The following is a 12,715-nucleotide window of genomic DNA, read 5'->3' as shown; positions in this document are numbered from 1 at the left end:
ATGGCGCTGCGGCAGATTACCCTGCGCGATTTCGTGATCGTACAAACGCTGGAACTGGATTTGCGCAATGGCTTCACCGTTTTGACCGGGGAGACAGGTGCAGGAAAGTCCATTCTGATCGACGCATTGCAACTGGCCTTGGGGGCGCGTGCAGATGCGGGCGTGGTGCGAGAGGGATGCAACAAGACCGACATTTGCGCGGAATTTGACTGCCCCGCGCACGCCCGCCCCTGGCTGGATGAAGGAGGGTTTGAAGCCGATGACAGGCTGCTGCTGCGCCGTACCGTCGACGCGCAGGGCAAGAGCCGTGCGTGGATCAATGGCACCCCTGCTACGGCCTCCCAGTTGCGCTCGCTGGGCGAGATGCTTGTCGATATCCACGGTCAGCACGCGTGGCAAAGCCTGACCCGACCAGAATCGGTGCGAGGCTTGCTTGACGCTTTCGCCGGTGTGAACACCCGAGACACAGCATCCCGCTGGGCGCAATGGCGCGCGGACCTCAAAGCATTGCAACAGGCGCGCGCCGCGCAAGCCACACTGCAGCAAGAGCGCGAGCGCCTGCAGTGGCAAATCGCCGAAGTGGACAAGCTGGGGCCCGGTGATGACGAGTGGGAGGAACTCGACGCCCAACACAAACGCCTGTCCCATGCACAGGCCCTGCTGGATGGAGCGCAGGGGACGCTTCAGGCCTTGCAGGAAGACGAAGGTGGAGCTGTTTCCGCACTGACCCGCGCGCATGCCCTTCTTCAAGCCCAAGAACATATTGAGCCAGAGTTCGCCAATCTGGCCGATATCTTGGCGTCGAGCCTGGCGCAGACGACCGATGTAGTGCACTCGCTGCACAGCTACCTGCGCCATGCAGACATCGACCCGCAACGGCTGACGGAGCTGGACGAGCGCATATCCCAGTGGATGGGACTGGCACGCCGATACAAACGCCCTCCTGCAGAGCTACCTGCGCTACTCAAGGACTGGAAAGCATCCCTGCACGAGCTTGATGCTGCAACCGATCTTGACAGACTGCAAGCCAGCGAGTCGGCCAGCGCCAAGGCATACCAGGCAGCGGCACGCACGCTATCCATGGCCCGAGCCAAAGCGGCCCCCAAACTCTCCGCCTCCATCTCTCAGGCCATGCAGGGACTCGGCATGGAGGGTGGCAAATTTGAGGTATCGGTGGGCAAGGCGGCAGAGCCCTCACCCGATGGTATCGACGATGTCGTGTTCTTGGTCGCAGGGCACCCAGGCATGACACCCAAGCCCGTCGGCAAGGTCGCATCGGGTGGCGAGCTGTCTCGCATTTCGCTCGCCATTGCGGTCACAACCAGTGAATTGGGTGCCGCCCCTACGCTCATTTTTGACGAGGTGGACTCCGGGGTGGGTGGAGCAGTCGCCGAAACCGTAGGAAGGCTGATGCAACAGCTGGGGCGCGATCGGCAAGTGCTGGCAGTGACCCACCTGCCGCAAGTGGCGGCCTGTGCGCATCACCACCTCAAAGTGGCTAAAAACAAGAGCGCTCAAGGCACAACCAGCACGGTTCTGGTTGTGCAGCAAGATGAACGAGTGGCAGAAATCGCTCGCATGCTGGGTGGCGAGCGCTCTACCGAGACCACGCTGGCGCACGCGCGCGAAATGCTGAGCACTGCTGCGCTGGCGCTGACCAGTGCGCCTACCCCGCCTTCGGATTCGTCTACCTCCTCTACCGCCGCGAGGAAACGCTGATGGCCCTTGAGATCGTTGTCATCACAGGCATGTCAGGATCTGGAAAATCCGTCGCCTTGCACGCACTGGAAGATGCTGGCTACTACTGCGTAGACAACCTGCCACCCGAACTGCTGCCAGCCTTCGTAGCGCTGGAACACAAACACCATGGCAACCGCGTAGCCATTGCAGTGGATGTCCGCAGCGCCACCTCGCTGCACCAGGTGCCTCAGGAATTGAGCCGCTTGCGCAGCCAGGGCGTGGCCGTGAAATCCCTTTTTCTGGACGCCACGATTGATACCTTGGTGCGGCGTTTCTCCGAAACGCGCCGCCGCCACCCCTTGTCGCACGACGATCTTCAACAAGGGCGCAGGGCGTTGGTCCAGATCATTGAGCTGGAGCGGGAGTTGCTGGCCGAGCTGCGCGAACAGTCGCACGTGATCGACACCAGCACCATTCGCGCCTCCCAATTGCAAAGTTATGTCAAAGGCCTTATGTCCACGGCGCAAGGGCAGTTGACCTTGGTGTTCCAGTCCTTTGCGTTCAAACGCGGCATTCCCATGGATGCCGACTACGTCTTCGACGTGCGCATGCTCCCCAACCCGCACTATGAGGCCGCCCTTCGGGACCTCACGGGATTGGACCAGCCTGTGGCTGATTTTCTGGATCTGCAGCCGGACGTGGCTCTGATGCGAGCGCATATTGAACAGTTTCTGACGCACTGGCTGGACATGCTGGACCGCAACCACCGAAGCTACGTCACGGTAGCTATCGGTTGCACGGGCGGGCAACATCGCTCTGTCTATCTGGTCGAAAGATTGGCCCAGGCTTTCAGCGTCCGGTGGACCGCACTAAAGCGCCACCGCGAACTGGACGGGCGCTGACTCTTGCGCTGGCGCCTGATTGCTACGCGCTAACCTGCGCGCAGCACGAGTAACGGGATCTGGGCGCTGGCGAAGGCGGCACAGACATTCGCTGGAGCGACATGCGCACCTACCAAAGGGTAGATTGTGTGGTGTCCAGCAACTTGCGAATAGGCGCCGGCAACCCCACCGAAGACCATTGGTCTGGCCCCAGCCACTCCCCGTCTTTTGCCAGAGCAATCATCCCGCTGGCCTGTATCAACAAGGGATGAAGGTGCAGGTCCCGGTGCGTCAGCACATGTACGAAGGGCTGCAGCTCTTGCTGCACCAATTGCTCATTGCCACCCAAGCTATTCACAAAAGTATCTCGGGACTCCAGGTCAGGGAAGACGGGTACGCAGTGCATTCCCGCCCAGATCCCTGTTGGAGGGCGGCGCTGCAGCCAGATGCGGCCCTGGCCATCGCGCAGGATCGCCAATTGCCAGGATTCGGCGCGGCGTGACAGTTTCCGGGTTCTGACGGGATAGCGTTCAGGATTGCCTTCCTTGAAAGCGACGCAATCATCCGCCAAAGGGCAATCGAAGCATTTCGGAGAGCGAGGCGTGCACAGGGATGCCCCCAAGTCCATCAAGCCCTGGGTGTAACGGGGCATCGCCACATCGAGATCGCGCACAGGCAACAGCGCATCGGCATGCTCCCATAGAAGGCGCTCGTTCTTGGCAGAGACCAGATCTTTGTCAAAGCCCAGCAGACGCGTCAGGACCCTCCTCACATTGGCATCCAGAATGGGTACGCGCTCTGAAAAACAGAATGCTGCAATGGCGCCGGCGGTTGAACGCCCGATGCCCGGCAAAGACGCCAGCACCGACGCCGTTCGCGGGAAGGCACCGCCATGGTCGGTCATGATTTGCTGGGCGCAGCGATGGAGGTTGCGTGCACGGCTGTAGTAACCCAAACCGCTCCACAATCCCAGAACTTCGTCCTGAGGGGCTGCCGCCAGGGCGCTCACATCAGGAAACCGGCCCAGAAAGCGCGTGTAGTAGTCCAGCACGGTGGCGACCTGGGTTTGCTGCAGCATGATCTCCGACAGCCACACCCGGTACGGGTCTCGGGTCTGCTGCCAGGGCAGATGGTTACGCCCGTGTACCGCCTGCCAAGCGACTACCCGCTCGGCCACACCCTCTCGGGATTCAGCACTCATGCAGAAACCGGATGCGCTTCAGTCACGGCCGGCACAGCCCCTGGCAGAGCCACCAACTTGGAGGTGAGCTCGTGGAGCTTGCGCTCCAGCTGTCCCAACTCCTCTTCGCCAGCCTCGATTTCGGAGATTCTTTCCACCAACCCACTGGCAGCCTGTTGAATGCGGTCTACCGCCTCCATGCGACGAGCGAAGCTGCGCCGCCGCTCCCGCAGCTGCGCGTCCAATTGCGCGGTGGCGGATTTGCTCCACAGTTCCAGGTCGTTGGCGGCCGACTCGTAGACCGTACGCAAACGCATCGCCAAAGCACGCACCAGACGCTCGGCAAACTCGGGTTGCGCCAGCTTGAGCGCATTGCCCATGCCCAGGTACTGCAAGTGGCTCTGCTCGATTTGGTGCAGGTCTTGCGCAAAATGCTCCAGCTGTGGTGGCGCAGGCACCTGCAAGGAAAAACCGAACTCGGCATTGAGCTGCCGGAAGGTCCCGCTCAGCATGGCCTGGATCTCGGTTCCAGAGGCTTGCGCTTTGTCCAAGGTGCCTCGCAGCTTGTCAAAGGTCTGGACGTATATCTTCTTGACGCCGACCTTGAGCCCTTTTTGCTGCAGCGTCTGGGCCAGCTCGGCCAGCTCTGCCTTGAGAGCCTTGGCGCCCAGCTGTTGGAACACATCACGCAGCAACTTGAGATGAACCGCGCGAACCGCCTGAATCTTGGCGGTACTGAGGTCGAATTCACGCTGCTCTTGCTCTATGCGATGGCGCATGGATTCGATCACCGATGCATTCTTGCCCCGCAGGCTGCGAAGCTCTGCCATCTGGTCATCGAGGTCCCGCCGCCGAATGTTGATGACCCGCGACGTTTCAGTGCGCAGGCTCGCCACGCCCGTGGCCACAGCAGCTCGCAATATGGACTGGCGCCTGCCCATGATGCCTTTGGCCAGGGCCTCTTCCAGCGCGGGGAGTCCACTGGTTTCCAGCAATACGTCATCCGCGGTGATCTTGGCGACCAAGCCCTTTTGGGCCGATACCGGCACCACACGATCCAGAGACACACCAAGCATCTCCGCCGAGGTCGCGCACTGCCGCTCCATCTGAGACTGGACTTGATCGGCGGTGTTGAGCGTGTCCCAGAGCGTATCGATCTTGTTCAACACCACCAAACGCGCTTCCACGCTCTCTGGTGAGATGGCCAGGTGCTCACGCCAGATCGAGAGGTCCGAGCGCGTCACACCGGTATCAGCGCTCAGGATGAACACTACCGCGTGTGCCTGGGGAATGAGGTTGACGGTCAACTCCGGCTCCGCACCCACGGCGTTCAGGCCGGGCGTGTCCAGAATCACCAGCCCTTGCTTCAAAAGGGGGTGAGGGATATTGATGATGGCGTGGCGCCACATGGGCACCTCCACCATGCCCTGCGCATCGGGCACAGGATTCTCGTCCGTCAGATCGTCATGCCAGAAACCCAGCGCACGCGCATTGTCCAAACTGACCTTGCACACCTCCGCCACTTTTTCGAGGGCTTTGGCAATCTGGTCCGCGTTGCCCACGTCCAGGGGAATCTCGTGCCAGCGGTCTGCCTTGACGCGCCACTCCGCCAGACTCTGCATCTGAAGCCGGGTTTCAATGGGTAGCAGCCGCAAGCTGGGCGCCACATTGGCGTCGTAACCCAGCTCGGTGGGGCACATGGTCGTGCGGCCAGCGCTGGCAGGCATGATGCGGCGGCCGTAGTCAGCAAAAAAGATCGCATTGATCAGCTCTGACTTGCCGCGCGAAAACTCCGCCACAAACGCCACCATGACCTTGTCACTGCGTACCTGTTCCTCCAGCCGCTGCAGGCGCTCTTGCACCGCTGCATCCATGAGGTCATGCGTGGCCATCCAATCGGCCAGCCGCTTTAGCTGCTGGGCGAACTCCCGTCGCCAGACGCCATGCTGGTCAAACTGTTCGTTGAATGAAGGTCCCACTTTGCTCCCAGAGATCTATGGATGGCCCGCGAGGCAGGTATATACAAAATATAGCATCGACCGTCCGCCAGCTGTCACAAACCGCCGATCGGACGACGGCACCTAGGGGCGTTGACACTGCCGGCAGAAGTAAGTGCTTCTTTGTCCCTGGCGAATCAGCTCGATGGCTGTACCACAGGCGTGGCATGGCTGACCATCGCGGCCATACACATTCGCGGCCGTCTGAAAGTGGCCCGCCATTCCATCGGCATTCGAAAAGTCGCGCAGTGTGCTCCCCCCCATTTCTACAGCGCGGGCCAGCACGGAACGAATGGCCTGATGCAACTTCTGGACCCGGGCAGCGCCGATGCGGGAAGCTACAGTAGTGGGACGGATGCCAGACAAGAAAAGCACCTCGGAGGCATAGATATTCCCCACCCCCACCACCAAGCGTCCCGCCAGAAGCAATTGCTTGATGGGCATCCGGCTTTTCTTGAGTCCCGCCTGAAAAGTCGGGAGCAGAAACTCTTCTGACAAGGGCTCCATGCCCAACCCACCCAGCAGCTTCGCGGCCACGGGCGAATCATCTGATGGCGCATAGACCACCGCGCCAAATCGGCGTGGGTCGTGCAGGCGCAGCGTGCCGCGGTTGGTGACGAGGTCAAAATGGTCATGCGCGCCCGCTTCCGGCATGTCAGTAGCAAACCGCAGGCTGCCGGACATGCCCAGATGCAGAAGCAGCAGGCCTTGCTCCATATCCAGCAACAGGTACTTGCCTCGCCGGCGCAATCCGCCCACTTGCTGACCCACCAGCAATTGCGGGTCGCAACCCAGAGGCCATCGCAAGGGCTTGCCCATCACCACCGCCTCGATCCGGGCTCCAGTGATCGCGTTAGCAAAACTGCGCCGCGTCACTTCCACTTCAGGCAACTCAGGCATACAAACAACCGGGCAACGGCTTAACAGGCATGGATTATTATGGCCCGATGGTGTTATCCCACAGCTTTCGTACCGTCGCCTTGGCCACCGTGATTGCGGCCGCCGCCCACTCTGCCTGGGCCCAAAAGCCCGCCAGCGAAAGCCGCCCCCCGAGCGAGTCCTCCTCTTCAGTGGCTTCCAACCCCGCGCTGGACGCAGAGCTGTTCTACGAAATCTTCCTGGGCGAGATCAGTGCGCGAACCGGGGACCCAGGCGCCGGCTACGCATTCATGCTGGAGGCCGCGCGCCGTAGTGCGGATGGTCAGCTTTACCAACGCGCCGCTGACATTGCCTTGCAGTCACGATCGGGCGAATACGCCCTGGCTGCCGCCAGAGCCTGGAAGGAAGCCCTGCCCCAGTCGCGCGAGGCCAATCAATATGTGCTGCAAATCCTGATCGCGTTGAACCGCATCGCCGAAACACCGGAATTGCTGCGCCAGGAACTCGCACAGGCCTCTCCCCGGTCCAAGGCTTCTGCGCTGGCCTCCTTGCCGCAACTGTATGGACGTGCGAGCGACAAAGCGCTGGCCGCCAAAGTGGTGGAACAAGCCCTGGTCAACGAACTCACCAATCCAGCCACCGGGCCCGAGGCCTGGGTATCGCTGGGCCGCTTGAGGCTTGCTGCGGGTGACAAGGCCGGCGCGCTGGACGCGGCACGCAGGGCGCAGGGCTTGGACAATGCCAGCGAAAGTGCCGCCCGGCTGGCGCTGGAGCTGATGGACGAAGGCCTGCTGGACGCGGAGCCCATCGTGACGCAAACACTGTCCAAGCAGCCCATCCCGGACCTGCGCATGGCGTATGCACGGGTATTGCTGGGCCTGCAGCGCTACCCAGAGGCCAGTCGCCAACTGGAAACCGTCACGAAGGAAAAGCCTGATCTGACGGAGGCCTGGCTGGTGGCGGCCACTCTGCAATACCAAGACAACCGGCTGCCCGCTGCTGAGGCGTCGCTGCAGCGGTTCATGGAGCTTGCCTCTGCGTCCGCCGATGCCGACCTGCGGCGAAAGAGTCTCACGCAGGCGTATTTGCTGCACGCACAGATTGCCGAGAAAAAGAAAGACTTTGCGGGCGCAGAAGCCTGGCTTGCACGCATCGACAACGCAGAGGAGGTCTTTGGTGCACAGACGCGTCGCGCATCATTGCTGGCACGCCAGGGCAAGCTCGCCCAGGCACGGGCCTTGTTGCGCAGCTTGCCAGGCAATTCCCCAGAGAGCCACCGCCTAAAACTCATGGCCGAAGTACAGCTACTGCGCGACCAACGCCTGTACCAGGAAGCCTACAAAGTGCAAACGGAACTGGTGACCATAGCTCCGGACGATGCCGAATTAGTCTACGACCAGGCCATGCTCGCCGAAAAGGCTGGCCAGCCCGACACCATGGAACAGCTGCTACGCCAGGTGATCGCACGCCAGCCGGACTATCACCACGCCTACAACGCCCTAGGCTATTCGCTCGCAGACCGGGGTGTGCGGCTGGATGAGGCCAAACAGCTCATCCTGAAGGCCCTGCAGTTTGCCCCCAACGACCCCTTCATCATGGACAGCCTGGGATGGGTGGAATTCCGCTTGGGCAACAAGGCCGACGCGCGCAAGCACCTCGAAGCGGCCTTCAAGGCCCGGCCCGACGTGGAGATAGCCGCACATCTGGGTGAGGTTCTCTGGAGCATGGGCGACAAGGACGGCGCAACGCGCGTCTGGAAAGAAGGACAACGCGCCAGCCCCGACAACGACACCCTCAGAGAGACCCTGAAACGCCTCGGAGCCTCCCTCTGATGCCAGGCCTGTTTGGCAGCATCGCCAGCTCACTGACCGGAACGCTTCGTCATCGATGGATGGGCTGGCTGGTGTTGTGTGCCTTATGGCTTGCGGGCTGTGCGCAGCCAATGCCATCAGCCCCTGTGGAGGAAAACAGCTGGAACGGTCGCATCGCACTGCAGATTGACGGGCAGGCCTCGCAGTCTTTTTCCGCCATGTTTGAGCTGCGCGGCACCGCCCAAGCCGGTGGACTCGTTTTGCTCAGCCCATTCGGCAATCGCATTGCGCAACTCGATTGGAAGGATGGGCATGCGCAACTGGTCAGCGGCCAGAACACCCGCACCTCTGATTCCCTCGACACGCTGCTCCAGGACGTGACCGGTACGCGCATTCCTGTGACCGCCCTTTTCAACTGGCTCAAGGGCACTCAGGCCAGTGCGACGGGGTGGCAAGCTGACCTCACCGGCATTGCCGACGGACGGCTGACGGCACGCCGTGACGATCCACAGCCCACCGCCACGCTGCGCATTGCACTGACTCCCTGACGGCCTGCCCACCGCGGCGGCCAGCAGCGGCGTTCGCACCGCACCACCTCGCACCCCACCCTTCCCCATGCAAGCCTTGTATGACGTGCCGGCCCCGGCCAAGCTCAATCTCTTTCTGCACATTACCGGGCGCCGTGCGGATGGCTACCACTTGCTGCAATCCGTGTTCATGCTCGTGGACTGGTGCGACACCTTGCACTTCGAGCGCCGAGCCGATGGGTCGATTTCGCGGGAAGACCTGTCGATGGCACTGCCCGAAGTGGATCTCTCGGTTCGCGCAGCTCGCGCGCTGCAAGCAGCCACGGGCTGCCGCGAGGGTGCGCACATCAGCATCATGAAACGCGTGCCTGCACAGGCGGGCATGGGAGGAGGCTCGTCTGATGCCGCCACCACGCTGCTCGCGTTGAACCGGTTATGGGGGCTCAACCTGCCAAGACACGCGTTGGCCAAGATCGGTTTGCAACTGGGTGCAGATGTTCCGTTTTTTTTATGCGGTCACAACGCTTGGGTGGAGGGAATTGGTGAGACAATCACGCCGCTTGAGAAAGCGCACCAGCTGCCGCAAGCGAGCTTTGTGATCGTGAAGCCCGCTGCAGGTTTGGAGACAAAAGAAATTTTTTCGTCACCAAGTTTGAAACGCGACTCAGATAGTGCTACAATCTTAGGCTTTGCTGCAGCACACTTTGACTTCGGTCGAAACGACTTGCAGCCGGTTGCTCAGGCTCTTTGCCCCGATGTTTTAAAAGCCATTGAATGGCTCAACGATCGCGGCCTCAAAGGCAGAATGACAGGCTCAGGCAGTGCAGTGTTTGCGCAGATGTCACATGCAGTCGACCTGTGCGGAGCCCCAGAGGGCTGGCAAGTGAAGGCATGTGAAAATCTGATGGTTCATCCTCTGGCAGGTTGGGCATCAGGAGAAATTTAAGGTTGGTTGCCTTCGGCAATTGACCTGTGTAGGGGAGTCGCCAAGCTGGTTAAGGCACCGGATTTTGATTCCGGCATGCGAAGGTTCGAATCCTTCTTCCCCTGCCAAACGCTTTCCGCGTACGGGCTTTTATTTCAGACTGCTGGGACGCTCATGCAAGCCAACCACCCCGACTTCATGGTTTTCACCGGCAATGCCAATCCTGGCATGGCAGCTGAAATTGCCCAACACCTCGGCACCACCCTCGGTGCGGCTGACGTGGGTCGCTTCTCTGACGGTGAAGTCACCGTCGAAATCAAGCAAAACGTGCGTGCACGTGATGTTTTCGTGGTGCAGTCCACCTGCGCACCCACCAACGAAAACCTCATGGAACTGCTGATCATGGTCGATGCGCTCAAGCGCGCGTCGGCTGAACGCATCAGCGCCGTGATCCCTTATTTCGGTTACGCCCGCCAGGACCGCCGCCCCCGCTCGACCCGTGTGCCGATCACGGCCAAGGTGGTGGCCAACATGCTGCAAGCCGTGGGCGTGGCCCGCGTGCTGACCATGGACCTGCACGCCGACCAGATCCAAGGGTTCTTCGACATCCCCGTGGACAACATCTACGCGTCGCCAGTGCTGCTGGGCGACCTGCGCCAGAAGAACTACGAGGACCTGATCGTCGTCTCCCCCGACGTGGGTGGCGTGGTGCGAGCCCGTGCACTGGCCAAGCAACTGGGTTGTGACCTGGCCATCATCGACAAGCGCCGCCCCAAGGCCAACGTGTCGGAAGTCATGCACGTGATCGGCGAAATCGAAGGCCGCAACTGCGTGATCATGGACGACATGATCGACACCGCCGGCACGCTGGTGAAGGCGGCCGAAGTGCTCAAGGAGCGTGGCGCTAAGAGCGTGTACGCCTACTGCACGCACCCCATTTTTTCCGGTCCTGCCATCGAACGCATCGCCAAGGGCACGGCCCTCGATGAAGTGGTGGTGACCAACACCATCCCGCTGAGCGATAACGCCAAGGGATGTTCCAAGATTCGCCAACTCTCCGTGGCCCCGCTGATCGCCGAAACGATCCAGCGCATTGCCAAGGGTGAGTCGGTCATGAGTCTGTTCTCGGACCAGGACAACCTGTTCTGACGCGCTCCCCCGGGAGCGTTGCAGTCGGATTGCACGCAGGCCTCCTTCGGGAGGCTTGTCTGTTCGAGAGCAATGCGCAGGCCTGCCGCCACAGTGGCGTAATAGGCCTTTTTTAATCGGGATATGACTGGTCGCGGTCTGTCCTTTTCAGGAGCTAACTATGAACTTCGTCGCTTTTGAGCGCGCCAAGCAGGGTACGGGTGCGAGCCGCCGTCTGCGTAATTCGGGCAAGACGCCTGGCATCGTGTACGGTGGTGCTGCAGAGCCCCAACTGATCGAGGTGGACCACAACGCTCTGTGGCACGCCCTCAAGAAGGAAGCGTTCCACTCCAGCGTGCTGGACATGGAAGTGGCTGGCACTACGTCCAAGGTCGTGCTGCGTGACGTGCAATACCACCCCTACAAGCAACTGGTGCTGCACATCGACTTCCAGCGCGTGGACGACAAGACCAAGCTGCACCTGAAGGTGCCACTGCACTACAGCGGTGCTGAAGAGTCCAACGCCGTCAAGGTGGACAAGTGCATGGTCAACCCCGTCGTGAACGAACTGGACGTGACCTGCATGCCTTCGGACCTGCCCGAATTCATCGCTGTGGACCTGTCCAAGCTGGAAAAGGGTGCTTCCCTGCACCTGAAGGACATCAAGCTGCCCAAGGGCGTGGTGGCCAAGGTCCGTGGCGGCCAGAACAACAACCCCGTGCTGGTGTCAGTTGTGCCTCCCGTCGTGGTCGTTGAGACCCCTGCTGACGCTGCTCCTGCTGCCGATGCCAAGGGCAAGGGCAAGGGCAAGAAGTAATTCGTCGGTCCACGACCTCGATCACTTCACCCGGTCAACCCGCTTTGCGGTGTTGACCACGAAACGGCCCACCTTGCGTGGGCCGTTTTCATTGGTGCGGCGCATCTCGCAAACTGCACAGCCCACTTCCTGAACACGGCTTCAACGGCGCTGCAGCCATCCCGACGGCCTGCCCCCATCCCAGCCACCGATAATCCCGCACATGATCAAGCTGTTTGTAGGCCTGGGAAACCCCGGGCCGGACTACGAGGACACGCGGCACAACGCCGGCTTCTGGTGGATTGATGCCCTGGCGCGCGAACTCAAGGCTACGCTGGTGCCCGAGCGCAGCTACCACGGGCTGGTGGCGCGCACCACGGTGCATGGCCAGAACGTATGGCTGCTGGAGCCGCAGACCTTCATGAACCTCTCGGGCAAGTCCGTGGCCTCGCTGGCTCGCTTCTTCAAGATCCTGCCCGAAGAAATCCTGGTGGTGCACGATGAGCTGGACATTGCCCCCGGCCAGGTCAAGCTCAAACGCGGCGGAAGCCATGCCGGGCACAACGGCCTGCGCGACATCCACGGACAATTGGGATCGCCCGACTACTGGCGCCTGCGCATCGGCATCGGCCATCCGGGCGTCAAGAGCGAAGTGGCCAACTGGGTGCTCAAGAAACCGTCGCCAGACCAGCGCACGCTGATCGAGGACAGCATCGCCCACTCGCTCAAGGCCTATCCCGCTTTGTTGGCGGGCGACATGGAAAAGGCCACGCTGCTCATCCACACCACCAAACCGCCCCGCCCCAAGCCCCCTCGGCCCGTAGAGGACTGATGGGCGACCGGCACGCTCAGCCGTTACGCAGCGGATTTTGCTATTTATTCAATAGCGTTCCAGGCATGATCCACTAGCG

The 12,715-nt window shown here is 61.3% G+C and carries 11 protein-coding genes and 1 tRNA gene; 9 read left to right on the top strand and 3 right to left on the bottom strand.

The window, feature by feature from the left end; translation table 11 throughout:
- Complete coding sequence (recN, locus tag C380_RS04880) at positions 1–1,719, top strand: DNA repair protein RecN (RefSeq protein ID WP_015012780.1); 1,719 nt, start codon at positions 1–3, stop codon at positions 1,717–1,719.
- Positions 1,719–2,582 (top strand): RNase adapter RapZ, encoded by an 864-nt coding sequence (gene rapZ / locus C380_RS04875; RefSeq protein WP_015012779.1) that lies wholly within the window; start codon positions 1,719–1,721, stop codon positions 2,580–2,582. The genes recN and rapZ overlap by 1 nt, the downstream gene beginning before the upstream one ends.
- A gap of 109 nt (positions 2,583–2,691) precedes the next feature.
- Here rapZ and mutY read toward each other — a convergent pair whose 3' ends face one another.
- From mutY to mutM, 3 genes are all read right to left on the bottom strand, one after another.
- On the bottom strand, positions 2,692–3,762 hold the full coding sequence (mutY, locus tag C380_RS04870) for an A/G-specific adenine glycosylase (protein ID WP_015012778.1): 1,071 nt from the start codon (positions 3,760–3,762) through the stop codon (positions 2,692–2,694).
- The gene (locus C380_RS04865) at positions 3,759–5,720 is read right to left on the bottom strand and encodes a dynamin family protein (protein ID WP_015012777.1); all 1,962 of its coding nucleotides are present in this window, start codon (positions 5,718–5,720) and stop codon (positions 3,759–3,761) included. The genes mutY and C380_RS04865 overlap by 4 nt, the downstream gene beginning before the upstream one ends.
- A 102-nt stretch (positions 5,721–5,822) precedes the next feature.
- A complete protein-coding gene (gene mutM / locus C380_RS04860; RefSeq protein ID WP_015012776.1) occupies positions 5,823–6,638 on the bottom strand; it encodes a bifunctional DNA-formamidopyrimidine glycosylase/DNA-(apurinic or apyrimidinic site) lyase in 816 nt (271 codons plus the stop codon).
- A gap of 29 nt (positions 6,639–6,667) precedes the next feature.
- Between mutM and C380_RS04855 the strand changes: the two genes are divergently transcribed.
- From C380_RS04855 to pth, 7 genes are all read left to right on the top strand, one after another.
- Positions 6,668–8,449 carry a tetratricopeptide repeat protein gene (locus C380_RS04855; protein ID WP_015012775.1) on the top strand — a complete coding sequence of 594 codons (1,782 nt, stop codon included), beginning with the start codon at positions 6,668–6,670 and terminating at the stop codon, positions 8,447–8,449.
- Complete coding sequence (locus C380_RS04850; protein ID WP_083871579.1) at positions 8,449–8,976, top strand: lipoprotein insertase outer membrane protein LolB; 528 nt, start codon at positions 8,449–8,451, stop codon at positions 8,974–8,976. Before C380_RS04855 ends, C380_RS04850 begins: the two co-directional genes overlap by 1 nt.
- 67 nt (positions 8,977–9,043) lie before the next feature.
- Positions 9,044–9,901, top strand: a complete 858-nt coding sequence (gene ispE, locus C380_RS04845; RefSeq protein WP_015012773.1) for a 4-(cytidine 5'-diphospho)-2-C-methyl-D-erythritol kinase — start codon at positions 9,044–9,046, stop codon at positions 9,899–9,901.
- A 30-nt stretch (positions 9,902–9,931) separates the two neighbouring features.
- A tRNA-Gln gene (locus tag C380_RS04840) sits at positions 9,932–10,008 on the top strand.
- A 46-nt stretch (positions 10,009–10,054) separates the two neighbouring features.
- Entirely contained in the window at positions 10,055–11,029 is a 975-nt protein-coding gene (locus C380_RS04835; RefSeq protein WP_015012772.1) for a ribose-phosphate pyrophosphokinase, read from the top strand.
- 160 nt (positions 11,030–11,189) lie between these two features.
- Positions 11,190–11,825 carry a 50S ribosomal protein L25/general stress protein Ctc gene (locus tag C380_RS04830; RefSeq protein WP_015012771.1) on the top strand — a complete coding sequence of 212 codons (636 nt, stop codon included), beginning with the start codon at positions 11,190–11,192 and terminating at the stop codon, positions 11,823–11,825.
- Positions 11,826–12,027: 202 nt separating this feature from the next.
- Positions 12,028–12,636 carry an aminoacyl-tRNA hydrolase gene (gene pth / locus C380_RS04825; RefSeq protein ID WP_015012770.1) on the top strand — a complete coding sequence of 203 codons (609 nt, stop codon included), beginning with the start codon at positions 12,028–12,030 and terminating at the stop codon, positions 12,634–12,636.
- Positions 12,637–12,715 lie beyond the last annotated feature (79 nt).

This window comes from Acidovorax sp. KKS102 (assembly GCF_000302535.1).
Taxonomy (GTDB): Bacteria; Pseudomonadota; Gammaproteobacteria; order Burkholderiales; family Burkholderiaceae_C; genus Acidovorax.
The sequence above is the reverse complement of the archived record's forward strand: the minus strand, read 5'-3'. Positions and strand labels throughout refer to the sequence as shown.